Raw genomic sequence first — 23,842 nt, forward strand, 5'->3', positions numbered from 1 at the left:
GTTTTCTTAAATAATTAGTTGCTCCTGAAAAAGTCGATTTTCAAAAATAGTTTCGGGTTGCTGGCTGGGTTGTGAGGGGGAACTTTCCCTAATGATCGGTTTCCATGTTAGTTTTGGAGCATTTTTGCCGCTCTTTGCAGGTTGTGGGTCAGAATCCCGAAGCCGACCCAGCATTTTGAGCCGACAAAGCCCCGATACCTGCTGCGGTTCAAACCGTACTTCCGCTTGAGAAGACTAATCTTCGCTTCTCCAGCTGCACGGTAACGCTGCAAGTCTTTGAACCATAATTCGTTTTCGTACTCGGATCGGGCAATGCCTTTTTTGCCCTTTCGCGGCAAGCTAGCTCGCTTCACACCAAGTTCGGTAATGGCCGTTTCGTTCTTCTTGCTTGAGAAACCGCGGTCGGTCGCTACAGCTTGCGGCGCTTTGCCGAATTGCTTGATATGCGCCTGTACAGCGGGAACGAGCAGTTCATCATCCGAGGGGTTCCCCTCGTAGACAGCGTAGCCGGTCACAAAGCCGCTTTCCGTCTCGTCGATTCGCACCTTGTAGCCGAACTCAGTTCCTTTGGCCAGCTTACCTTTCTTAATCGGTCTTGCTTCCGGGTCAAAGAAACTGACGATCCGATCTGCGATGATTCGATTGCCGGAAACGACCTGTTTGGCTTGTTCCAACAACTTGCCGGTTAGCGTGACCGCCTCGGTCAGTTTGGTTTTACTTTGTCGAAGAGCAGCTTTGCCCTTGTCTTGCAGTTTCTCGATAACGGCTTGCGCCTTGTTCACAACGTTCTCGGCTACTTCGATTACGCTCCCAGTGATCCGGTCAACTTCTTCCCAAGATTCACGGGTGCGGCGACGTAGAACTTTCGCGATGGACAGAATCTTTTCCTTGATTTCTGCCGTACGATCTTCAAAGCCTTGAACAGTGTGGGAGGCGACTTTCCGGATTTTCTGAATCGTTCGAGTGATGACTTTTACGCCATCTTGCAACAGCGTAGCGTCTGTCGGGTGATGGATGTCGGATTCCACAACCGTCGTATCCGTGCGCAATTTGCGGGTTTTCAGAACGGCTTTTTCCTCACACTGCTTTACGAGTGCGGCATTGATGTCTTCGACGATCTTGTCGCCGTAGCGTTTGCGGGCATAGATGAGCGTAGACGGGTCGGGCATCGGTTCGTCGATGGCAAACCGGCAGAACATTCGCCATGTGATGCTGTCACCGACTTCCTTCACGAGTGACTCGTAGCCCAAATTGTATTTATGCTTCAGGACCATAAGACGGATGTACTTTTCAATTGCAAGCGTAGGACGGCCGCTTTTCTTGCCTTTCGGGTGCAACTCAGTAAACGGTTGAAGAAAACGGTCGTCGTCCAGTAATTGATCTATGATTGCAAGCTCGACCGGCAACTTTCTAACAGATTCCGGGAGAATGGCATCCCAGATGGTCAATTGCTCGTCTCGAAGTTTCAACATTTTCTTCACCTCTTGGAAGGATTCCCGAGGGCTTCTGTTGAACTCCTATAGCAAAGGAATTCTTCCCTCGGGGTGTGGAACTTTGTTATCTCGTCAATAACAATTTCCATTTTGAGGTGCTGAATTCCTTTTAATTATGCTCAAAACACCCTGACTTTTTCAGGGGAAACTAATTAGAATCAGAACTGTCTTGCATTGATATTAAGATTGTATTTATCCCCAGTTTTATTATAGATATAAACTTCCCAATCTCCGGATAATCCATTACCTAACATATCTTCAAAGCTTATTGTTTTTTGACTTCCTCCCTTTAATTCATAACCATCTGTAATTTTCAGACCATTACGGCTGATATCAATAAAGACAGATGAAGAAGCATTATTTTTAACCCAAACGTTCAAATAGATACCATTTTCGGGCGCTGTAGTAAATTTACCAGTATATGCCGAAGAACCTGTATGAGTGACATTATTAATGAGATGCGCATCCATTGGATAGAACATGTTGTCATCAATAATTGTAGGTTTAATGTTTGATACTTCTTCCGTAGCTGACAATGACACCACAGATTGAGCGGATACCGGAGCAACATTTTCAGACGCAGATGCAACCGGGGCAAGAGATAACAAAGCCGATGCGATCCAAACAGCTGATACCTTTGTTTTCTTCACAGACTTGTAAACCTCCGAAAAAAATTCAAATTTATGTAAATAAACGGTTTGTGTAGATATCATACAATATTAGCCAATTATGATGGTTACATTTTTTTCATTTTTAAGAAACCGAAGTTTATATTTTTCTATATTTCCCTCTTTTTTCTTAGTTTTGAGTTGTTTATTGACCAGTGAACTTGTTCCTAACGCGATAATTCAACATATGCCAGCCCCCGGTGCGCTTATTTTGACTTTTGATTTCCTGATAATGGGGAAATCTTGTAGGGAGCGTTACCGCTCCCTCACCAGCTTCCTTTCGATATAGACGACCAACTGATACATCGCCGTCGCCACGATGGCGATGATGACCAGGCTCGACAGCACCAGGGTGAAGTTAAACACTTGAAACCCGTAGACGATCAGGTAACCGAGCCCGATTTTGGCAACGAGGAACTCCCCGACGATGACGCCGACCCAGGCCATCCCTACGTTCACCTTCAACGTAGACACGATGGTGGGGAACGAGGCGGGCAGAATCGCCTTCATAAACACGGCGCGCCGCGTGCCGCCAAACGTGCGGATCACCTTGACCAAGTTCGCGTCCACCTCATTGAAGCTGTTGAACACGACCAAGGTGGTTACAATCACGGTGATCGACAGCGTCGTAACGACGATGGCGGTAAAGCCGGCGCCGAACAGGACGATAAAGATCGGGCCGAGCGCCACCTTCGGCATGCTGTTGAATACGACCATATAAGGGTCCAGTACGCGGGAGAGAAACGGCGACCACCAGATCAGGACGGCCAACAAGGTGCCGATCAGCGTCCCAAGCAGAAAACCGACTGCCGTTTCCCCAACCGTCATCGCCAGATGCGGCCATAATTCCCCGCTGACCGCATCTTTGACAATCTGCTGTCCAACCTTGGACGGGTAACTGAAGATCAGCACATCGATCCATCGCAGTCGGCCCGCGAGTTCCCAAAGTCCGACGAACAACACGAGGATCAAGGCCTGAACGCCCACCACGTAGTTGCTCATCCGCCGCTTGCGCTTGCGGTGCAGTTGCCATTTCTCCTGCAGCCAGGCTTCCTGAGGGGTATTCGGTTTGGTTCTGGGCTGTGCCAAGAGCTATCCCTCCTCCCTTTCTGACGTTTCCAAGTCCCGCCAGATTTCATGGAACAGTTCGTTGAATCCCTCGGCTTCCCGGGCGTAGAACGGCTGCGCGTTTCGGATCGCCTCCGGGATCTCGTACATGCTGCGAATTCGCCCTGGTCTGGGGGCCAGCACGATCACCCGATCGCTGACCGCGATCGCCTCCGATAGATCGTGGGTCACCAATACGCCCGTTTTCTTCCGCTGCTTTAGCGTCCCCCACACCAAATCCTCCAGCTGTAGCTTCGTCTGGTAGTCCAGCGCTGAGAACGGCTCATCCAGCAGCAGCAGCTCCGGATCGGTCGCCAGCGTTCGCACAAGGGCCACCCGTTGGCGCATTCCGCCCGACAGCTGATGGGGATACAATTTCGCGGTATCGCCGAGCCCCATTTCGGCCAGCAACGCCCGCGCGTGCTCCACACTTTCCGGCGTTAACCTTCCGGTCAGTTCCAACCCCAGTACGGTATTGCTCAGAATCGTCCGCCACGGGAACAAGTAATCCTGCTGCAGCATATACCCCACCTGCGGGGTGGGGCCCGTTACCGGTTTGCCGTGCAGGAGCACCTCTCCCCGGGATGGGGCCAGCAGACCAGCCATGACGGAAAGAAGCGTGGTCTTTCCGCAACCGCTGGGACCAACCAAACTGATGAATTCGCCAGGCTCTACCGCTAAATTCATCCCTTGCAAGGCGAGGACGGCCTCCCGGTCCGTCACGTAGACCAGATCTAGGTTTTTCAGTTCCACGACAGATGGCAAAAGCGCTCACGCTCCTTTTCCGTTCACGTTCATGTTATTTGACGGATTTGACGGCTTGCTCGGCAAAGCTGTTATCCACCAGCTTATCCGCTTCCACCCGTTCATTGAGTTCTCCGGCGCTTTCCATCACGTCAAGCAGGTTGTTCCAGGCGTCCTCCGCCAAAGCCGGCGTTTCTGCATAGCTTCCCTGCTCCTGATACCGCTTGATCGAGCTGACCAAGATCTCCATGTCCGTATCTTTAAAATAAGGCGCAACCGTCTCGGCAATTTCTTCCGGCGTATGCGATTGAACCCAGCGTTGGGCTTTATGAATCGCATTCGTAAACTTCTGGACGATTTCCGAATGATCCTTGATATAGCTCTGCTTGGTCATAAATACCGTATAGGGCAGCCTGCCGCTCTCCGTACCAAAGGAAGCGACGACGTATCCTTTCCCTTCCTTCTCCACGATGGAGGCTTGGGGTTCAAACAGCTGAACGAATTGTCCCGTTCCCGATATGAATGCAGCCGTGATGTTGGCGAAGTCCACATTCTGGATTAACTCCAGATCCTGATGTGGATCGATTCCATGCTTGCGCAGGGTGAACTCGCCCGCCATTTGCGGCATGCCTCCTTTTCTTTGACCCAGAAAGACGCTCCCCTTCAGCATCTCCCAATCAAATTCGGCGGAGTCCCGGGCAACCAGGAAGGTACCGTCGGTTTGCGTCAATTGGGCAAAGTTGATCACTGGATCTGTAGAGCCTTGCTGGTATACGTAAATCGACGTCTCCGCTCCGACTAGTGCCACGTCGATGGCTCCGGACAGCAGCGCCGTCATCGTTTTGTCACCACCCGCTGTTGTTTGCAACTCCACGTCCAATCCTTCTTCTTTAAAGAAGCCTTTTTCCAATGCGACGTACTGAGGGGCATAAAATACGGAACGGGTAACTTCCCCGATTCTGACCTTTTGTGCTTTGCCGCTTCCTCCGCAAGCGCTAAGTGCTGCGGTTAGGAGGACGATGAGCGTAATCCATAACCCCTTTCTCACGTTGTTCATGCCATTCACCTCTCCTTCTAAATGGGGTTTCATAGCCAATCGTTGTCTAGCGGTTGGCCAGAAGATACTAAATACTATGCGATAGCCTAACAAAAGGTTAAGCCGTGCCGGGGCACTCCAAGTTTGATGCACAAAAAAAGCCGCCCCTAAGCGCGGATGAAATCCGCCTTAGGGACAGCTGTTGATCGATATCGCTTTAGATGCCGTAAATGCTTTTGAATTTTTGCTCCAAATAATCTGCAAGATAGTCCGGGTTTAGCTCCTCGCCGGTGACCGCAAGGATCAGCTCGGACGGTTTGCGGCTCTTGCCGTATTTGTAGATTTTGTCAGTCAGCCATTCCTTGATGGGCTGGAAGTTGCCTTCGGCGACGAGCTCTTCAAATTGCGGCAGCTCTTTCCGCAGCGTATTGGCGATTTGGGCAGCATACATGTTGCCAAGCGCATAGGATGGGAAGTACCCAAACAGACCGGCCGACCAGTGTACGTCCTGCAGAACGCCAAGCCCGTCGTTAGGCGGAGTCAAGCCGAGATAGTCGCGGTATTTCTCATTCCAGACTTTCGGCAGCTCGCTGACCGGCAACCCTTCATTAAAGAGCATCTTCTCAATCTCATAACGGATAATAATATGCAAGTTATAAGTCAGCTCATCCGCTTCAATCCGGATTAAGGAGTTCTCTACACGATTGATGCCGCGGAAGAACTGCTCCGGCGTAACCCCTTGAAGCTGTTCTGGAAAATGCTGCTGCAACTCGCCGAAATACCGTTGCCAGAATTGCAGGCTGCGCCCAACGAAGTTCTCCCAGAAACGGGACTGGGACTCATGGATCCCCATCGACGTTCCTTGGCCCAGCGGCGTTCCAGCCAGCTCTTTCGATACGTTCTGCTCGTAAAGCGCATGCCCGCCTTCATGCAAGGAACTGAAGATGGCACTGGCGACATCATCCTGCTTGTAGTTCGTAGTGATCCGCACGTCGCCATGGTTGATCGTGGTTTGGAACGGGTGAACCGTTTCGTCAATCCGTCCAGCTGCAAAATCGTAGCCGATTTGTTCGAGCAGGAACCGGCTAAACTTCGCTTGCTGCTGGTTATCATACAGCTGGTTCAGGAATGGAGCTTCCGGCTTATTCTTCGCTCCAGCTACCGCCTCAACCAAGGGAACGAGTCGATCGCGCAGCTGGCCAAAAACTTGATCGAGTTTCTCCGTAGTCAGGTCCGGTTCATACATATGTAGTAACGTATCATAACGCGTAGCCTTCGGACCCCAGTAGTCGATAAACTCCTGAATCTTTGCCACAATTTTCGTTAAATAAGGCTCGAATCCGGCAAAATCGCTGTTCTCCTTAAAGTCTTCCCACACCGTTTCAGCATGGGCCGTCAGCTCTGTATATTCGCGGAATTTCTGCGGCGGAATCTTGACGCTTCGGTCGTATTCCTCCTGCACATCGAGCACCATCCGGCGCTGCACGTCATCCAATTCCTCCAGGACGGCAGGCTGGTTTAAATAAGCTAAATACTCGCCCATCTCGGCTGACGTTTGCAGCTTAAAGGCTTCCGTGGACAACAAACCAATGGTCGCTGCCCGAGTCTCCGCCCCTTTGCGCGGTGCACCGGTGCGTAAATCCCAGTTCATCAGCGCGACCGCTTCCCCGTATGCATGAATCTTCTGCAGAAGCTCCCGAAAGAGCTCCCATTTCTCAACCGTTTCCTGTTTCATGACAACTCCCGCCTTTACTGGTGAAATATAGTTGCTACTCTTGATGATACTTTTAACTAAACGTATAATCAAATTTTAAGTAGACGAATTCGTTAATTTTTATTGAAATTTTATTTTGATGTAAAGGAGTTGCCTCTTCCTTATGAAAATCACGCTTAACGCAACGGCCAAAAAAATGATCGACGACAAGTTAGCTGGCCAGCCTGGCTTGCTCCGCCTCGTCTACGATACGGAAAACTGCGGCTGCGGCATGAGCGGTGTTCCCGTACTGAACATCGTATCCGAACCGGGTCCATATGATATTCCCATGGACAATGAAGCCTACCCATTTTGGATTGACAAAATGCAGGCTGTTTTTTTTGAAGAGGAGCTGTCCTTGAAAGGGGAAGAAGCAACCGGGACGTTCCGCTTGGATGGGCCGTCCCAGTTTTACAAATCCAATATTCCATTGGTAGACCGCCGGTAATTCGCCGTATTCGTGCCAACAACAAACAAGGAGGTAGTAACATGAATCAATTGCAGTCGATACTGGAGTTCAACCGTAAATTTGTCGAGGAGAAGGAATACGAGAAATATGTAACGGATAAATTTCCTGAGAAGAAAATGGCGATCGTGACCTGTATGGATACGCGGCTCGTCGAATTGCTCCCGAAAGCGATGAACCTGCGCAACGGCGATGTGAAGCTGATCAAGAACGCCGGCGCAATCATTTCCCAGCCTTTTGGGAGCGTCATGCGTAGTCTTCTCGTTGCGATCTACGAATTACATGCCCAGGAAGTATTCATCGTTGGTCATACCGGCTGCGGTATGGCTGCGCTCAATTCGGACCGGATGATTGGCTCCATGCGGGAACGGGGTATCAGCGACGACACGTTGAACACGATCGAGAATTCCGGCATCAAGCTAAACAAATGGCTGCGCGGTTTCGATAACGAGAAGGAAGGGATCATTCGGACCGTCAATATCGTTAAGAGGCACCCGCTCCTTCCTGCAGATGTTCCTGTTCACGGGTTGCTGATTGATTCCACGACAGGCGAGCTGGAACTGATTATCGACGGGTACCAGCCTCTTCCGAAATAAGCCCGACACGACTAGAGATAACCTGCATCTATGGGAAAGGAAAGGAACAAAGAGATGACGTATAATTTCGACGAACGTGTGCCGCGGAGAGGAACCTACTCCGAGAAATGGGATCTTGGAAAGGAGCTGTTTGGGAATCCGGACGTATTGCCTTTGTGGGTAGCGGACATGGATTTCCGTTGTGCGCCGGCCATTGTCCAAGCCGTCACGGAACGGGCCAGGCTGGGGATTTACGGCTACACCTCCCGGCCCAAAGAATACCTGGAGGCTATCACCGGCTGGCTGGAGCGCCGGCATGGCTGGAACGTTCATCCGTCCTGGTTGACCGACACTCCAGGCGTCGTGCCTGCGCTCAGCGTAGCCGTTCAGGTATTAACCGAACCGGGAGATCGGGTTATCCTGCAATCCCCGGTCTATAATCCGTTCTATGATGTCATTCGCAATAACGGACGCGAAGTTGCCGAAAATCCGTTGGTTCTCGAGGATGGACGTTACCGGATGGACTACGATCATCTGGAATCGTTGATGCAAGGCGGCGCGAAGCTGATGCTGCTGTGCAGCCCCCATAATCCCGGTGGACGGGTCTGGACCCGTGAGGAGCTGGAACGGGTTGGCGAGCTGTGCCTGAAATATGGAGTGAAGGTCGTCTCGGACGAAATTCACTGCGATTTGGTCTTCGCCGAATACCGTCATGTGCCGTTTGCATCGTTGTCTGAACCCTTTGCCGGAATCACAATTACCTGCGCGGCTCCTTCCAAGACGTTTAACATCCCTGGCCTCGCGACGGCTTATACGATCATTCCAAACGTGGCCATCCGCAAACAATTTGCCGAACGGATCAAAGCGCAAGCCATCGGTTCGCTGAACTTTTTCGGTCCTACGGCGACCATCGCAGCGTATACGCAAAGCGAGGATTGGCTTGACGCCGTCCTAGCCTATATTCGTGCCAACCGTGACTTCGCCGTCGCTTATCTCGCCGAGCATCTGCCAGCGGTGGCCCCCGTTCTATCCGAAGGCACCTACTTATTATGGGTGGATTGCCGTGCACTGGGATGGAAAAAAGCTGAGATGAAGCAAGTGATGTATAAGGAAGCCAAAATCGCCTTCACGGAAGGCTCCATCTACGGCGAGAACGGCGAAGGATTCCTGCGGATCAACCTGGCTTGCCCACGCTCGTTGCTGGAAGAAGCACTGGAGCGTTTCTGCGCAGCAGTTGCCGCTCATCAAGCCTAATCGCTGGGAACGAAATAACCAGCGAAAACACTCAAGCCGGAAGACCTCTCGTCTTCCGGCTTATTTTTTTAAGTGCGACGCATGTAAGCGCGGACCGTAATCGGTGCAAAAACCGCTACAATAACGGCTGCTCCGATAAGAGAGCTCAGCATATCTCCACCAATGGTTCCATGATTCACCAGCTCCCGAACCGCTGTCACCAAATGCGAAATCGGATTGATGTTGGCAAACCATTGCAGCCATTTTGGCATCGTTTCAACCGGAACAAACGCATTGGACAGGAACGTCAACGGAAACAACACGATCATCGATATCCCTTGTACGCTGGATGCGGTTCGCGCGATAACGCCAAAGAAAGCAAAGATCCAGCTAACTGCCCAAGAACAAACGATCACCAGCAGCGCCGCAAGAGCGACATAACCAAATCCCCCATCCGGACGAAAGCCCATCATGTATCCCATAGCAAACGTCAGGACGGTCGCAATCGTATAGCGGACCGTATCGGCCAGCAAGGCTCCGGCCAATGGCGCGATCCGAGCAATCGGCAGCGACTTAAAGCGGTCGAAAACGCCCTTCTCCATATCCTCGCGCAGTTGTACTCCGGTAACGACAGAGGTGGAAATGACGGTTTGCACCAGAATCCCTGGAATAATGACCGGCAAGTAGCTCATCACATCCCCCGAGATCGCCCCGCCGAAAATATACGTAAACATCAGCGTGAAAATAATCGGCTGGAGCGTCACGTCAAATAGTTGCTCCGGTGTCCGCTTGATTTTTAACAATCCTCGATACGCCATGGTCAACGAGTGACGAAGCGATTGACGGAAGCTGGTTTGATTCTTTAATGGCCGTGCGGCCTTAGCGTTAACAACCGTGTTGCTCATGCGATTACCCCCTTCTGATCAAGAACATAAGCCTGAGGACCTGCGGTGTTCTCTTCAACGCCCCGCCCGGTCAGTGTCAAAAAGACTTCGTCCAACGTTGGTTTCTGAACGCTTAATTCCGCCAAATCCACATCCGCTTCGCGCAAGGCGATCAAGAGGTCGGTCACCAGATCGGCCTCCGCCATCGGGGCGGTAATTTTTCCTGCCTCTGCTGTGAGGGTGGAAGGCACTTTCAGCACCTGCTCCACAATGCGGCGAGTTTCTGCCAAATGAAGTGGATTCTTAATTCTTAACTGCAGCGACGAGGCTCCCACCGAGGTCTTTAACTCGTCGACAGTGCCTTCTGCGATGACCTGCCCGCGATCAATCACGGCGATCCGGTCTGCCAGTTGGTCGGCTTCATCCAGATACTGGGTGGTTAACAACACCGTCGATCCGGTCGCAACAAGACGGCGAATCGTATCCCACATCTGCGACCGCGTTCGCGGATCCAGCCCTGTCGTCGGTTCATCCAGGAAAATGAGCGGCGGCTGGGCAATCAGGCTCGCTGCCAAATCCAGCCGCCGGCGCATCCCGCCGGAGAAGTGCTTTAGCGGGCGCTTGGCCGCTTCCGACAACCCAAACTCCTCCAGCAGCTCCGCTGCTTTCCGGCGAGCCTCGCTGCGCCCCAAGCCTAACAGCCTGGAGAAAATGACGAGATTTTCAGTAGCGCTCAGCGTTTCATCCACCGAGGCGTATTGTCCGGTCACGCCGATCAGCTGACGGACAATATGCTGCTCCTTGACGACATCGTGCCCAAAAATGCGGGCGGAACCCGCGTCTGGACGCAGCAATGTCGCCAGCATGCGGATCGTCGTCGTTTTCCCTGCCCCGTTAGGTCCCAGGACGCCATAAATCATCCCGCTCCCCACCTGCAGGTTCACTCCGTCTACCGCCCGGTTCGTTCCAAATATTTTCACGAGTCCCTCAGCTTCAATCGCCAGTTTAGTTGCGCCCCCCGTGAAGGCGGAAGTTTTCGTAATCATCTGTTAAGTCCTCCTATCCTTCAACCAATGTGATTTACAGTTAGGAGATTAACGGAGGTAGTTAAACTGAATTTAAACGAAAAAAAAACACACCCTTGTTCGGGTGTGTTCATCTCTTGGGGGCTTAATTGGGCTTCGTTTTACGCAGTTCTTTCAGTTGCTCGTAAGCTTGCCCCAGCGCTTTTTTTCGCTGCTCCATGACTTGCAGGTGCTGGCGTTCAATCTCAGTAAACCGCTCGCTGTCAAAAAGGATCCAGTTCTTCATCATGGAAGCATCAGGAAGGATTTGTCTCCGAATCTCTTTTTGTTTCACAGCCACGCAGCACAAATAATTATGCTGCACTTCCAATTTCGTGATCTCGAACCAGGGATCCAGGCAGATGCCTAGGTTCCCCGCATAGAAGGTCTGCTTATGATCGTGGAAGGGATGATATCCGTAAGGCACCGTTACGATGAGGGTTCCGCCGTCTGCCAGCAATCGATAAGCATGACTGATCAAAACTCCGGGATTCGCAAAATGCTCCAGAATTTGTCCTAGAATGACCGTATCAAATAGCTTATGACCTTGGAATTCAGTGACATCGGCTACTTTAAACTGAACTTTGGACCGGACAGGCTTAGATTCCCGGGACAACTCCCTTTTCGCATAATGGATAGCTCCTTCTTCCAAATCTAACCCTAGAACCCTGCGTCCTTCTCGGCCCAGGAGGATCGAAGTAATTCCTTGGCTGCACCCTACGTCAAGTACTCTTCTGCCAGTGACTTGACGGCAAATCCAGTGGATACGTGCTCTTGTTGCTTCATGGGACTTTTCCGAGTTTACCTGGCCATAATAGCGCTCGTTGACCCGATCCTGGTTTACCATATTCCTTCACCTCCTCTAGTTCGAGGGAACCCGCGGTTATCCCATGAATTCTTTCAACACGTTCCGGATTTCCGCGGGGCTCAATCGGTCGCGTGGCGGTACTCTTTTGACTGAAGTATTATCCTGATGGATGACATTCACGTAGTTCCGGGGGGCAAGCAGTTCATGCGGTAAATCGATCACATTGCCGTGCGTGCCCCGCCCTGGAAGTTTAACGCGGTATCCGTTCAGATACTCTGCTGTCTTGTACAGAAATACATAGAATTGTGGGGAACGATGAAAGGTTGGTGCCATTTCGCTGTTAACACTGTCCCATAAATAGCCGTTTTGATTAATCAATGCGACGGTTTCGGACTTTGGCTGATAATTATACAGCTGCTGTACGTAAGTTTTATGATACAGATCGTCAGAATCCAAACGCGCGATATATAAATCATCGCTTTTGCCGGCAAAGGCTTTAATTTTCTCGATACTGTCGCGGTTCGTCCCAAACCAGATGTTGTTTGGAAACGGCGGTTGTTTTGACAATATGTCTGCAACAATCGCTTCGGTTCCTTGGGCGATCTTAAATATCGCCAGAAAATTCTGATTGGTTTGGGCTTTTAATGATTTCAAGGTAAAGTTGCGAAAGATCGCGATTCGTTTCTCCAGCCACGGCCGAGTAAGCCGCTCTGGATCAAACCCAAACGTATTGAAATTGCTTTCAATCACCACTTTTTTGGACATGCACTTCCCTCCTTGTCATAATAGCCCGTCTGATTGTTTTACTTGCGTGTAACGGAGCTACCGATCTTTCACTATATGCTAGACAATAGGAGAAGGACAGGGACGTATTCCATAACGCACTGCAAAAAAAGTCAACCCAACCGCAAATTTACTTTGCGGTACAAGCACACAATTCAAACCCTATTCGCCATCATAGACTGAAATGATTAAGCACGCGAAAGGAATGAAACGTCCGATGCAACAAATCTACTTGGAAGCCCAAGATTTGCTAAAGAGAATCAGAGACGCCATCGAGAAACAGAAGCCGTTTTCGTTAGTAAGGATTGGTGATGGCGAGAACTTGGTCATGTCTCAGCATCATGTCTGGCCCATGTCTAAAGTGCTTCAGGAACGGTGGGCAATCAAAGCGAACCGAGGAGAAAAAGGCCTGACCCTTCCAAATTTACCGCTGCGCAACGCCGTGATTTCTTCCGTAAAAAAGGCGACGGTTGTAGGAATCCTGCCCGCCGGAGACAACACGATCAATGCCCCGGATTATTTAAAAAGACCCTTAACCGATAAGGTTTTCTCCTATTACAAGATTCAGCCGCCTGTGATTTGCCATGCCGGGGTGAACCGGGAATTGGCCAAAATGGAGGAATTTTGGTCACTCCTCTCCGGCCTGCGAATTATGGTCATCACACGGGAAGCCGCTAAGATCAAGGAACGGCTTAAAAAAGAACCCTATAACCAAAAAATCGTGCACGCCCTGCCTTTTGACCAATGGCCGGAGTACCGGAATACGATCAAGTGGATTACCGCTCATAAGGACAGCTTTGATGTGGCACTGATTTCATGTGGGGTCAGCGCAGTGGTTCTGGCTCAACAGATTGCCTCGATTACAGGCAAAGTCGCTCTCGATTTTGGCAAAGCAAGCAATATCATATTAAATGGGCGCCCCAATTAAGTTGTGGGCGCCTTTGTTTGGCTCTGGCTCAGCCAAATTACTTTCCAATCCGCAGCGCTTGCTTCGCCTCCTGATCCGGGTGACAAAAATAAAAAGGCAGGGCTCATTGAGCCTGCCTTCTCAAGATTAGGTTGTGCCTTCCTGGATTGCCGGTTTGCCAGCTTCCAGCAACGCTTGATTCCGTCCGAGAAAGAGCGATAGGAGCAAAATCAGCAGTCCCGTCGCGATGAGCAGCCATTCGATCGCAATCGCATCGGCAATGGGCCCGAAGATCAGCATCCCGATCGGCATCATCGACGTGGAGATCATGCTAAATACGCCAAAGATTCTTCCCATATAGCTTTCGTCGACCTTTTCCTGAATCATCGTCATCGTAGGGGTATTAAAGGTTGGCATTGCGATCCCAAACAAGGTCATAAACGCCAGATAGATCCAAAAGACGGGGACGACGCCAAGCAAAAATGTACATAACCCCATCAATACCGTAGCCAAAGTCATCGTGTGCACTTTATTCTTAAAACCGCCCCACGCGGCAATCAATCCTCCTCCCGCCATCATTCCGATGGAAAAGGCGATTTCAATTGCGGTAAGCCGCCAGACCTCTTCGCCGTAAGTGCGGGTCACCTGAAGCGGGGTCAAAAACGCGGCCGGGGCCATCAGAATAAAAAAGACCGCCATAAAAGCAAAGAAGGATTTTAGATAGGCTTGTCGACGGATATAGGCCAGACCTTCTTTCAGGTCGTGAAAATAACCAGTTGATTGCGGACCTGAAGCTCGTTGATGGGTCGGAATCCGAAAATAAAGCAGCAGTGTCAAAATCGCGATCGCCGCCGTGACCACATCGATGAAGAAAATCGTTTCGATCGTCGCCACAGTGAGCAGCGCAGCGCTGACAATCGGGGACACGAACATAATGACTGCTTGAATGCTTCCGTTAATCCCGTTCACTTTCGTTAATTGGTCGGACGGTACGATTTGCGGCAAAATCGCCCCAACTGCCGGCGTCTGCACGCCCGAGCCAAGCGCCCGGATCGCAGCCATAACAAAGAGCAGCCAAGCTTCCTCATAGCCCATCAGGAATAGGAGCGCGAGGATCAGTGTAGCGAAGGCGATCATGCCATCCGACAGCATAATCAGCCATTTTCGGTTGTAGCGATCCGCCCAGACGCCCGCCACCGGGGATAACAGGAACGTTGGGATAAACCCGCAGATGATATATAACGTCATCATGATCCCCGATTTCGTATTTAGCGTAATGTACCACATGATCGCGTACTGCACCAGCGAGGAGCCAAACAGCGAAATCGTTTGACTGCTCAGGAACAGGATGATGTTCCTTTTCCACTGCTCCTTTGATGTCGCTTGATTTGACCTGTCTACGTTATTCACGGACATCCCCTCTCGATTTGGAAAATTACAGCATAATTATACTGTAAACGAATCCAAACAACCAAATCAATGGAAAGAATAATTTTAAAAAAAGAACCCCGTATCCCGGGGTTACATCCATGCGTCAGCAGGAACGAGAACAAGAACATTCGCTTCAGCGGAAACTGGATTCTGGCGAACGCATATGCGGTCGGGATGCAGATGAGGATCGATAACGCCGTTACAATCGCCGCGATCAAGAACGACAACGAAATCGAGGAGACGATATCGTCCTTGGCTAATACGAAGTTCCACCATTTGAACCCCCAAGTCGCCGGCAAGACATCCGGATAGTTCCACTTCTCGCTAAACGCCAGCACCAGCAGGTTCAAGAGCGGACCGGCAAAAAATATCGCAAACACGGTGAGCAGCGAGCAGCACAAACTCGATGATTCGCCTTACCCTACTTTTTTCCAATACCATCCCATTCAGGTCACTCCCTTCCTTCCGTTGATTGACCTTTGACAACATGACTTTCGTATTCCACCAGCTTAGGCAAATCCGCTTCACCGCGGATCAGCTTGTCCAACAGCTCCACCGCATCCCTCCCGATGCCGGCGGTATCCACGCTGACCGTGGACAGCGACGGCGAATACATGCGGCCAAGCTCGATATCGTCGTACCCCAAGACGGCAACCTCCTGAGGGATCTGAACGCCTCGGTCCAGCAACAGCTTCATCGCGCCCAGCACCAGCAGGTCGTTTGTCGTAAACAGCGCAGGATATCTTTGATTCCGAAAGTCCGGGAAGTACGTCTCCATCTTTTTCATCCTTATTCATTTTCAGCAATCTGTATGTGTGCCGATGAACCTTCACCTGCCCGATTGCTTCTTACCGGCCTTGCAGCATGATTCGGTATGCAGGGTATTGATGGATGGCGATGCCGCCAAATCCTGCATGCTTCGCATAATAAGCGTTGATGGCCTGAATTTGCTGGTTCATGTAAACCAAGCCTTTGTTATAGTACGTAATCTCGTTTGGAATCGTAGATCCGTTTGGCGGACTGGTTTCTGCACCGATATAGACCTTCTTACCCAAGCTTGCAGCATAATCGGCTTCCGCCAAGGATGCGCGAATTTGCCGATCAGCTGTGTCGCGGTAGGCCATAACGGAAACAGTGTCCACGATATCCAATACGAAATAACTTAACGGCTTCCGTTGTCCGCCCGTCTCCACTATCACCGGATTTTCTCCCGTAGCATACCAGCAAGGAATCGCCGCGTTAAACTCCAGTGGATCGCCGCTGGCGCGAATTTCTGCCGCGATTTTCTTCAAAACCTGCAGGTATTGATAATTGATGGATCCTCGCTTCGTTTGGTATTCCGGCAACGTGTGCGGCTCGATATCAAATTGAATGCCGTCAAAGGTGCTGGCCGGGTGGGAAGCATTAAACGACAGCACCTGCCGAAGCTCTGCGAGTGCATCGCGATGTCGGCCCTCCAAGGCCCACTCTGCTCTTCCGACCAGCGCAAAGACGCGAATTCCCTCCGCATGTGCCCGATAGATCAGTTCCGTATAGGTTGCCGGCTGATCCGGCAGCGTTCTGCTTGTTCCGATAAACAGCAGGTTGATGTCCTGCTCCTTCAGAAACTCCAACAAAGACGTGATCTTTTGCGAATTGGAAGCCGCATCATAAAAATCCCATGCCCAAATCGCTTTGGTTGGCCGCGCCTCTGCTTGGGCCGGAGACGAAACTCCAAAAACCCCCGTCAAACAGACTGCCAACAACAGCAGGATTGCCTTGTTCTTCACTCGGTCCTCTACACTCCATTCCTTCTCTGATTTCCCTGCGATGCGATAAACAATTGGCCGTACTCCTTACAGGGCGATTCGATTCAGAATGAGATTATCATAAAAAGGATGAGCGCAAATGATCTGTTCGGCCTATTGTAGAGGGATTCAAGCCCTGATTATTCGACATTATTCGGCGTGAACCCAAATTTCAAGCAAGCTGTTCCAGGTATTGATCTCGTTGCCTTGACCCACATATCGGATGTATTTGGCCGGGGTCGGAGTAAACTCAAACGTCTCCAGTTCCGACTGTTTCTTGCTGGCCATCCCGGTTAGAACAGGTTCGAAATGAACACCATCCACGGAAACCTCCAGATCAAAATAGTTCGAGCGGGTGTGTCCGTTATAAAACCACAGGCTTACCCCATCCACGAACGTGACCTCTTCCAGCTCCACCTGCAAAAACTGTCCTTTCCCATCTGCAGACCAACGGGTGTCCGGATCACGGTCCAGCGTGTTGCTGGGCACATTGCCGTCATCTGCGCTGGCCGTTACTTTGGCGATGGCGGCTAAAGGTCCCGCAGGCTCGGGTATCGGCTCCAGCACCTCAAAGGTCTGGCGCGCTTCGACGACCACGCCTTGTAGCTGGCAGCTGGCAATGATGTCTGCGACACCGGGCCGTTCGGCATAAAATGTATTTCCTTCGATATAACCCACCTGTTCGTCACTAACCCGGTACGTCACCGGGATATTTAACTCGGAGGTGTTTACGACTTCCCCGTTATCGAGCGTCAGGAAAGATTGAAGACGTCCGCTCTTGCCTGCGCTGATCGCATAACCGGCAGAACGCCAGCCCGGTACGCTTTTGTCCGGGGCAATCGTAATATTCTCCGGCAGCACAGGCGTCTTCGCCACACTAAACTTCACCCGCACCGTTTGCGTCTTTCCGCGCCGGGTAATCGTAATAACGCCGGTTCCACTTGTCCCTTTCGGTTGGACGATCTTGACACGGGCATCCTTCGACTTTGCCTTTGCCGAAAGGATTGGGGTTTCTGTGGTACCATATGGCAGTACATAATCATATTGCGTCCGCAAAAACTGCACGCCCGGCACAGCTTCCCCGTTGACAAGGATCGACTGCAATCCCAGTTCCCGGTGATCCAACCGTTGCTTGGTTTGATCCTTGTACAAGCTTTGCGGGAACAGCCGCTCCCCTTGCCCGACGGCTTCGACCCAATCAAACGGCGAGGTATCCGCATCCGGAATCGAACCGATGATATCCACTTTCACCCCGTTCACTTTCCCGTGGGTGCCGATAATATACCCGTTGCCAAACTGCTCCGATTCGATGATGATCCCCGGTTTACTTGAATGGGCGGCAATCCCTTTCGTGTTCCAAAATACGCTTTCGGTTGTTACCACACCGTGGCGGTTCGTCGCAGACGATCCGTAATCCCTCGTGATCGCGGAAATCGCGTCCCCGTTCACCGTGAAATTGTCAATCAAATTGGCCATACTCAAATACATGTGGAAGTCAGTGAGGTAAAATGAGTTCTCGGAATACGAATCCAGCAGCACGTTACCATTCGCCGAGAAATTAGCATAGGTGAAGCTATGTCTCGCCCCGACGGCACGACAGTTCATAATCAGGTTATCGTTACCGATGAATTGGTATAGATACCCGTTCCCGTTGGCTCCCCGGTATTGCGGATACTGCATGGTAACCTTGTCGACAGTGACATTTTTGGTCCGATCCAAAATGATGCCTTTAGATAAAATGTGGTAGTTCGCATTCCCCGGCGGCTTGTACGTGCCAACATTGCGGATCCAGCTGTTTGCGGCAGCGATGACGTTGATCGCTTTGGCATTATCGGCTTCGTACCCTGCCGTTCCTTCCACCTTGAAGTCATCTTCGCCGAGCCCCGGCTTCGAGTTCTCGACGTTCGCGATGGAGAAGTCCTCCAGGCCCACCTCCATGATTGGCGCTTCCGTTTTGGTAATCGTAATATCATCACGAAGCTTTAGAGGATACCGGGTTGGGATATCCAGGGTCAAAGTTTTGGCCTTCGGATCAACAGCTACGATCTGCCGATAAAATATCGGCTCCACCTTACCTAAACGGGAAGCCCATTTATTCTGCATCCCATGCTCCTTCAGGAAGCCTTCCGTCGTCTCAAAGGTAATGACAACGAAATCATCCACTTGGAAGCCATCCGTGCTCTCTACGGGCAGCAACACCGTAGGTTCGGATACTGTTTTTCGCAGCTTGCTCGAAGTGCTGGTCCGTTTCCAATCCCCGCCGCCGACTCGGATGATGTCCTTTTGCTTCATATTTTCCTGCGCATTGTAAATGTGCGTTTGAAGCTGCCCGTCTCCCTTGAGCACCACCCCGCTGGAGTTGATATTTAGAGCAAAATCCTTCCCTTCCTGCGGAGTCACACGATACGTTCCTTTGGGAAGGTAGACAACGCCTCCTCCGCGCGCCGCCGCATCATCAATCGCTTGTTGAATGGCGCGTGTGGAGTCCGTGCGCCCAGTAGGGTCCGCGCGGTATGGGGATTTCGTCACGTTAATGCCCCGGTGCTTGTTCACGGAAGGAATCGGTACCTCACCTCTCCGGTAGCCTGCATAGGAGAAATCATGCAGGAACTGACCCTCACTCGTCCGGTATCCCGGATACCACCCCTTGGGATAAAGCAAGCTTCTCCCATCGCGGCCAAGGGACGGACCTTGATGGGCTGCCGGATTCGCTTCGTCGGCTGACGCTGAAATAGCCCCTCCCCCGGTTACTGTGAGTCCGGCGACAACGGCCAGGGCGAGCAGTATGGCCGACCATCTTTTGCGCATCACATCATCTTCCTCCTTTGTTTATGGGATTCACCCACCATTGTAGTGGGAGGAAGCCTGTTTATCGATGCTCAAAAACGCCACTCGCGTTGCGTTTTTTTCCAAATCCCTCCATTCACTTCGCAGACAATGCCGTGTTATACCGATCGAGGGACTGCTGTTGGATTTGAATCGCCCGGTCGATCCCCATGGCATGAATTTGCTCCACGTACCCTTCGAACGCATCCAGCGGCTCCATCCCATAGATGATCTTAAGCGACATCTCATCCACGAGGCGGTTCACGTCTTGCATAATGACCGAAAACTCCGTGCTCTCCTCCTCGGTTTTCGGCAGAACCGGCAAGTTGTGGAGCGCGGCATCCGTATCGGACCATAGGCGGGTAGCCTCCTGTTGCTCCGGCAGCGAATAATACTGCTCCATATACCGTACATCCTGCACGAACGGACCAAAATAACTAGCACGGGTATACATCGCCAGCGCTTGTGAAGGAGCCCACTGGTTGGGATTGTTTAAAATGAGGTCGGTATAGGCCGGATACCCGTCCTTCATTTCGTAGCTGACCCCTTCCATTCCGAAGTTAAACAGCAGATGACCTTCCGGGCTGTAACCGTAATCCAGCATCCGGGCCGACTCCTCCACATGCTGATTGCTTGTTGAGATCGCAACACTGCCGCTGACACCCACCACCGGAGCGAGCTGACCAAATTTCGGACGATCACCCTTCTTCAGTACCGGATATGGCGCCGGCGCCAGTTCGACCTTCGGGTCCTGGGCTCTCATCACCGGCAGCCAGGTCCCGATTCCCGCTCCGGCGTTCCAGATGCTGGCGCCGCTACGTCCGAGAATCATGCTCGTATCTTGGGTTTCCGAGTCCACTGCAGCAAGGTTGGGATCGATAAGCCCTTGCTGATACCAGTCGCGGAACAAAGCGAGAAACGCCTTGTACTCCGGCTCGATGGCGCCAAATTTGACCTTCCCCTGCTCTTGATAGAAATCCTTCTTAATCCCAAAGGCGCCAACGAATCCTCCGCCTTCGATGCCAAACAGCGGATTCGGTACGCCAAGAAAGGTTAGCGGAGCCTCAGCCCCCTTGCGTTCCTTGAACGCCTTCAGCACATCATGCCATTCCGCGATTGTCTCCGGAATTTCTAGCCCAAGATCATCTAGCCAATCCTTGCGAATGATGGGACCCTGGTAAGTACGAAGCCGCTGATCCCCTTGAATAAATGGGAAGGCGTAGTAACTTCCGTTTGCGGTACGAACCTGGAGATCGATCTCGGGATGCGCTTGGAGATATTTTTTCAAGTGAGGGGCATATTGGTCGAAGATTTCATTCAGCCTTAGAATATACCCGTCGTTGATCGCCTTCTCCGGACCGCCCGGATAATTGATCCATTCATACTCGATCAGATCCGGCAACTCGCCGGAAGCGAGCAGGACGCTAATCGCCTCCTTCCCTTGATTGGCGGGAGGCTGGATGAAATCGAGCTGGACTCCGGTTCTCCGTTGCCATTCTTGGAAGAAAGGAACCTCACTGAACTTGGATTTAATGCTGGCTGCATTTCCGTTGAGCTCAGCCCAGTAAGTGAGCGTCAACCGTTGATCCTGCGCATGATTTCCGCCCGGTTGTACCTCCTGCGGATTCGCCGCCGAAGCGGCGGATGACCCGCTGAAGGGTCCCGCACTGGAATCACAAGAGCTCAGTAGGACAAATAACGCCAGAATCAACACCGTCGCGAGTCCCCGGTTTGTAAGAGTCCGAACCTTTTTTCGATTTCCACTCATACCGTAACCTCCTTCCCATTCATGCCGCTGATCTCTTTATATCTGCCAGGCGTGATGCCTTCGTACTTCTTAAATACCCGAATAAACGTAGCTGCATCGTTATATCCCACCACTTTAGACAGCTCGCTGATCGATTCCGATTGCGTCCGCATGAGCTCCTTCGCCTTCTCAATTCGGCATCGGTGGATGCTGTCCAGCAGGCCTTCTCCCGTCTGATTCTTATAAAGCTTGGAGAGGTAACTGCCTTTCATCCCAAAATGATCGCCAATCGCATTCACATTTAAGTTGGCGTCGTTGTAACGTGCCGCGATATACGCCGTCACTTTCTCGATCAGGCTGCGAAGCGAGTCCTCTCGTTCTCTCAACAGATGGCTTGCACGTTTGTCGGCGGCAAATGCGCAGACCTCATGCAACAAGCCTTGCAGAGCGCTTTGCATTTCCTGTACCGTATCGCAGGCCAGCACCTCGTCGATCCACAGCGGATAATCGGCCAGCCGGCAATCATCCTCATGTCCGCCTAGTTCATGGATAACCTTGATCATCGTACTTACCAAATTAAACATGAGGCATTTGGCCACGTTAAGCGACATCACCGGCTTCTCCAAATTCCGCTTCATGATCTCATTCATGTAACGGCCGGCTTGCTCGGCATCGCCGGCTTTGATGAAGTTAATCAACTGCTGCTCGGTTTGCAGCGGATAATCATACCCGTACATGCCATTTGCCGTCTCACGATGGATCTCGCCGTAAGCAATAATCCCTTTCTTCCCCAATACCATCTTGTATTCCATCGCATCCACCGCTTCTTGATACGCCTCATGAATACCAATCCATGATGGATGCCGGCCGCTGAACGAAATGGTCAGCTCCATCTCGTAACGCTCCAAGAACCGCTGGGCTTCCGCCGCAATCTCTCTCAAATCCTCGCTCCACGTCTTGGAATCCGCCTGCAAATTCACCAGGCAAACGATCATCTCGTCAACCTCCGCAACGTACCCTACATGTCCTCGAGCGGCAACCAACTCCTCGACCACATTGGAGATGATCAGCTGGATCAACTTACTCCGTTCGCTTAATCCCACGCCGGGCAGCTTGTCATAGAGTTGGTCTTCATTTTCGATCACGAATAAAATGACGGCAAAATCCCGTGAATACAGCGGCATCTGAAAGGAGCGGAACGATTCTTCATACGGCACCAGCGGATCGGTTTTCCCTTTCAGCAGCCGATAAATCAAATTCGAGCGAAGCACCTGCTGATGCTTCTGAAGTTGCTGGGCAATCTCATTCTTCTCGCTCCGGGCCCGCTGGATCATGTTCTGGATAAACCGCAGCTCATTAGGCTCTCCAGGCATGGCTTGAGTCGATTTGTCCGACAACGATTCCACCAGCTGTTGGATCGGAGAATAGTTGCGACGCATGAAAAACCACGTCAGCACGCCGGCGCCAAGCAGGCTGACCAGAATGCTGATATACGTAAAATTGCGGACGTTCACGGCTTTTTCCCAATACAACCCGCTCGGGATGATCAACGCATATTTGAGATCGGATACCGCGGAATCCATATAGAACAGCTCCGATTCCCCGACCTTCGCCCGATCCAGCCTTACGCGGTTGCCATCCATAAAGGGAAGCAGCTCATCGGCAGGGTCCCGATTGGTCATCAGCACCTCGTCATTCTGATTTAGGATCAGCAGCAGACCATCACTGAAGCCGGAGATCCCCTCAAGGGCCTGTTGGAACCGGCTCGTATCCGTCATCACCACGACCGTACCTGTCTCTTGCCCGTTCAGATCAGCTGGCAGCTGCGTGACATAAGCGATGGAGGATTCCGCGTGCCCCGCATTGAGGTGAGGGAGCACAACAAAGCGTTTTGTATCCGCTTCCAAAACTAGGCGTTTCCAAGTCTCTAAACTGATGGCCCCGGTCTCGTGAATGGTATGAAAGGTGGTGGGGATATCCCGGATATTCCCCGCCCGGAGAACCGCATCCCCTTTTTTCCAAACGACGTAAAATTCATCGATCGTGGCGTACGACGTCTTGAACAGACGAAACTCCTTGACGAGCTGGTAAGCGGTGTAAGGTGCTTCGGCGTCAGACTGACTTGAATACATCAAGGTCTGCAGGTTCGGACTCCAAGTCATCTCCATATTGAGCCGCTTCATCAAATCGATTTGCGTATCGATCGTATAGCGCATTTGCTTCAGCAACGAATCGTTCGCCCGGTGAATTTCGCTCTTTAACGCTGTATTGGCCTGAGCGTAAATGATGAGGCTGAACAGAATCGGCACAAACAACACTGCACTGTACGAAACGAGCCAGGTTACGATCACGCTTTCCCGTTTCCGCCACAAAGATTGAATGTTCAACATCCGTTCCTCCCCCGTATCCTTCTGATTTGTAGATAAGCAGGTTAGTGGGTTAATCGGTTCGTCGGTTTTGTTGGTTTGTCGGTGCATCAGATCAAGACCTAATTATAACGTGTTTCCCCGGCCCAAGCCTATAGATAAAA

The 23,842-nt window shown here is 51.5% G+C and carries 20 protein-coding genes and 1 pseudogene; 4 read left to right on the forward strand and 17 right to left on the reverse strand.

Translation table 11 applies throughout. The annotated features are described in order from the left end of the window. Positions 1-107: 107 nt before the first annotated feature. The 6 genes from NSQ80_RS11125 to NSQ80_RS11150 all read right to left on the reverse strand — a co-directional run bounded on the left by NSQ80_RS11125 (position 108) and on the right by NSQ80_RS11150 (position 6,783). Positions 108-1,472, reverse strand: coding sequence for an ISNCY family transposase (locus NSQ80_RS11125; RefSeq protein ID WP_019007868.1), 1,365 nt, complete (start codon positions 1,470-1,472; stop codon positions 108-110). A gap of 179 nt (positions 1,473-1,651) precedes the next feature. After that, positions 1,652-2,143 (reverse strand): hypothetical protein, encoded by a 492-nt coding sequence (locus tag NSQ80_RS11130; protein WP_339299020.1) that lies wholly within the window; start codon positions 2,141-2,143, stop codon positions 1,652-1,654. Positions 2,144-2,416: 273 nt separating this feature from the next. Then, a complete protein-coding gene (locus NSQ80_RS11135) occupies positions 2,417-3,163 on the reverse strand; it encodes an ABC transporter permease (RefSeq protein ID WP_085982556.1) in 747 nt (248 codons plus the stop codon). Between the two features lie 90 nt (positions 3,164-3,253). Then, positions 3,254-4,033, reverse strand: a complete 780-nt coding sequence (locus tag NSQ80_RS11140; protein ID WP_009226581.1) for an ABC transporter ATP-binding protein — start codon at positions 4,031-4,033, stop codon at positions 3,254-3,256. Positions 4,034-4,067: 34 nt separating this feature from the next. Beyond that, entirely contained in the window at positions 4,068-5,069 is a 1,002-nt protein-coding gene (locus NSQ80_RS11145) for an ABC transporter substrate-binding protein (protein WP_339299023.1), read from the reverse strand. A 196-nt stretch (positions 5,070-5,265) separates the two neighbouring features. Then, positions 5,266-6,783 carry a carboxypeptidase M32 gene (locus NSQ80_RS11150; protein ID WP_339299025.1) on the reverse strand — a complete coding sequence of 506 codons (1,518 nt, stop codon included), beginning with the start codon at positions 6,781-6,783 and terminating at the stop codon, positions 5,266-5,268. Positions 6,784-6,925: 142 nt separating this feature from the next. On the opposite strand from NSQ80_RS11150, the gene NSQ80_RS11155 reads away from it, so the two are divergent. From NSQ80_RS11155 to NSQ80_RS11165, 3 genes are read left to right on the forward strand one after another with little or no spacing between them, the layout of a single operon-like run. Then, positions 6,926-7,249, forward strand: coding sequence for an iron-sulfur cluster biosynthesis family protein (locus NSQ80_RS11155; RefSeq protein WP_009226578.1), 324 nt, complete (start codon positions 6,926-6,928; stop codon positions 7,247-7,249). Between the two features lie 41 nt (positions 7,250-7,290). Further along, a complete protein-coding gene (locus NSQ80_RS11160; protein WP_009226577.1) occupies positions 7,291-7,863 on the forward strand; it encodes a carbonic anhydrase in 573 nt (190 codons plus the stop codon). A gap of 54 nt (positions 7,864-7,917) precedes the next feature. Continuing rightward, on the forward strand, positions 7,918-9,096 hold the full coding sequence (locus NSQ80_RS11165) for a MalY/PatB family protein (protein ID WP_036646379.1): 1,179 nt from the start codon (positions 7,918-7,920) through the stop codon (positions 9,094-9,096). 68 nt (positions 9,097-9,164) lie between these two features. Here NSQ80_RS11165 and NSQ80_RS11170 read toward each other — a convergent pair whose 3' ends face one another. From NSQ80_RS11170 to NSQ80_RS11185, 4 genes are all read right to left on the reverse strand, one after another. After that, the gene (locus tag NSQ80_RS11170; RefSeq protein ID WP_009226575.1) at positions 9,165-9,980 is read right to left on the reverse strand and encodes an ABC transporter permease; all 816 of its coding nucleotides are present in this window, start codon (positions 9,978-9,980) and stop codon (positions 9,165-9,167) included. Then, the gene (locus NSQ80_RS11175) at positions 9,977-11,005 is read right to left on the reverse strand and encodes an ATP-binding cassette domain-containing protein (RefSeq protein ID WP_339299027.1); all 1,029 of its coding nucleotides are present in this window, start codon (positions 11,003-11,005) and stop codon (positions 9,977-9,979) included. Before NSQ80_RS11175 ends, NSQ80_RS11170 begins: the two co-directional genes overlap by 4 nt. A 124-nt stretch (positions 11,006-11,129) precedes the next feature. Then, positions 11,130-11,870 carry a methyltransferase domain-containing protein gene (locus tag NSQ80_RS11180; protein WP_009226573.1) on the reverse strand — a complete coding sequence of 247 codons (741 nt, stop codon included), beginning with the start codon at positions 11,868-11,870 and terminating at the stop codon, positions 11,130-11,132. 36 nt (positions 11,871-11,906) lie between these two features. Beyond that, positions 11,907-12,596, reverse strand: a complete 690-nt coding sequence (locus NSQ80_RS11185) for a putative rhamnosyl transferase (protein ID WP_260071581.1) — start codon at positions 12,594-12,596, stop codon at positions 11,907-11,909. Between the two features lie 235 nt (positions 12,597-12,831). Between NSQ80_RS11185 and NSQ80_RS11190 the strand changes: the two genes are divergently transcribed. After that, complete coding sequence (locus NSQ80_RS11190) at positions 12,832-13,542, forward strand: GT-D fold domain-containing glycosyltransferase (RefSeq protein ID WP_260071580.1); 711 nt, start codon at positions 12,832-12,834, stop codon at positions 13,540-13,542. A 126-nt stretch (positions 13,543-13,668) separates the two neighbouring features. On the opposite strand, the gene NSQ80_RS11195 is transcribed toward NSQ80_RS11190, so the two are convergent. The 7 genes and pseudogenes from NSQ80_RS11195 to NSQ80_RS11225 form a co-directional block, all read right to left on the reverse strand. Beyond that, on the reverse strand, positions 13,669-14,931 hold the full coding sequence (locus tag NSQ80_RS11195; protein WP_339299031.1) for an MFS transporter: 1,263 nt from the start codon (positions 14,929-14,931) through the stop codon (positions 13,669-13,671). A 119-nt stretch (positions 14,932-15,050) separates the two neighbouring features. Beyond that, positions 15,051-15,353: pseudogene (locus NSQ80_RS11200) on the reverse strand (carbohydrate ABC transporter permease); the annotation flags it as partial. A 50-nt stretch (positions 15,354-15,403) separates the two neighbouring features. Beyond that, positions 15,404-15,730 carry a substrate-binding domain-containing protein gene (locus NSQ80_RS11205; RefSeq protein ID WP_339299033.1) on the reverse strand — a complete coding sequence of 109 codons (327 nt, stop codon included), beginning with the start codon at positions 15,728-15,730 and terminating at the stop codon, positions 15,404-15,406. Positions 15,731-15,800: 70 nt separating this feature from the next. After that, positions 15,801-16,721: a hypothetical protein gene (locus NSQ80_RS11210; RefSeq protein ID WP_260071576.1), complete on the reverse strand. Its 921-nt coding sequence runs from the start codon at positions 16,719-16,721 to the stop codon at positions 15,801-15,803. Positions 16,722-16,889: 168 nt separating this feature from the next. Further along, entirely contained in the window at positions 16,890-19,547 is a 2,658-nt protein-coding gene (locus NSQ80_RS11215) for a glycosyl hydrolase family 28-related protein (protein ID WP_339299035.1), read from the reverse strand. 115 nt (positions 19,548-19,662) lie between these two features. Then, complete coding sequence (locus NSQ80_RS11220) at positions 19,663-21,333, reverse strand: extracellular solute-binding protein (protein WP_339299037.1); 1,671 nt, start codon at positions 21,331-21,333, stop codon at positions 19,663-19,665. Beyond that, positions 21,330-23,702 (reverse strand): helix-turn-helix domain-containing protein, encoded by a 2,373-nt coding sequence (locus tag NSQ80_RS11225; protein WP_339299039.1) that lies wholly within the window; start codon positions 23,700-23,702, stop codon positions 21,330-21,332. The genes NSQ80_RS11220 and NSQ80_RS11225 overlap by 4 nt, the downstream gene beginning before the upstream one ends. Between the last annotated feature and the right edge of the window lie 140 nt (positions 23,703-23,842).

This window comes from Paenibacillus sp. FSL K6-2441, assembly GCF_037964765.1.
In the GTDB taxonomy this organism is placed as follows: domain Bacteria; phylum Bacillota; class Bacilli; order Paenibacillales; family Paenibacillaceae; genus Fontibacillus; species Fontibacillus phoenicis.

Bases quoted from the DNA above. Each gene is read 5' to 3' on its own strand.
- NSQ80_RS11125 (WP_019007868.1), bottom strand. From the start codon at position 1,472: ATGTTGAAACTTCGAGACGAGCAATTGACCATCTGGGATGCCATTCTC.
- NSQ80_RS11135 (WP_085982556.1), bottom strand. From the start codon at position 3,163: ATGAGCAACTACGTGGTGGGCGTTCAGGCCTTGATCCTCGTGTTGTTC.
- NSQ80_RS11145 (WP_339299023.1), bottom strand. From the start codon at position 5,069: ATGAACAACGTGAGAAAGGGGTTATGGATTACGCTCATCGTCCTCCTA.
- NSQ80_RS11150 (WP_339299025.1), bottom strand. From the start codon at position 6,783: ATGAAACAGGAAACGGTTGAGAAATGGGAGCTCTTTCGGGAGCTTCTG.
- NSQ80_RS11155 (WP_009226578.1), top strand. From the start codon at position 6,926: ATGAAAATCACGCTTAACGCAACGGCCAAAAAAATGATCGACGACAAG.
- NSQ80_RS11160 (WP_009226577.1), top strand. From the start codon at position 7,291: ATGAATCAATTGCAGTCGATACTGGAGTTCAACCGTAAATTTGTCGAG.
- NSQ80_RS11165 (WP_036646379.1), top strand. From the start codon at position 7,918: ATGACGTATAATTTCGACGAACGTGTGCCGCGGAGAGGAACCTACTCC.
- NSQ80_RS11170 (WP_009226575.1), bottom strand. From the start codon at position 9,980: ATGAGCAACACGGTTGTTAACGCTAAGGCCGCACGGCCATTAAAGAAT.
- NSQ80_RS11175 (WP_339299027.1), bottom strand. From the start codon at position 11,005: ATGATTACGAAAACTTCCGCCTTCACGGGGGGCGCAACTAAACTGGCG.
- NSQ80_RS11180 (WP_009226573.1), bottom strand. From the start codon at position 11,870: ATGGTAAACCAGGATCGGGTCAACGAGCGCTATTATGGCCAGGTAAAC.
- NSQ80_RS11185 (WP_260071581.1), bottom strand. From the start codon at position 12,596: ATGTCCAAAAAAGTGGTGATTGAAAGCAATTTCAATACGTTTGGGTTT.
- NSQ80_RS11190 (WP_260071580.1), top strand. From the start codon at position 12,832: ATGCAACAAATCTACTTGGAAGCCCAAGATTTGCTAAAGAGAATCAGA.
- NSQ80_RS11205 (WP_339299033.1), bottom strand. From the start codon at position 15,730: ATGGAGACGTACTTCCCGGACTTTCGGAATCAAAGATATCCTGCGCTG.
- NSQ80_RS11215 (WP_339299035.1), bottom strand. From the start codon at position 19,547: ATGCGCAAAAGATGGTCGGCCATACTGCTCGCCCTGGCCGTTGTCGCC.
- NSQ80_RS11220 (WP_339299037.1), bottom strand. From the start codon at position 21,333: ATGAGTGGAAATCGAAAAAAGGTTCGGACTCTTACAAACCGGGGACTC.
- NSQ80_RS11225 (WP_339299039.1), bottom strand. From the start codon at position 23,702: ATGTTGAACATTCAATCTTTGTGGCGGAAACGGGAAAGCGTGATCGTA.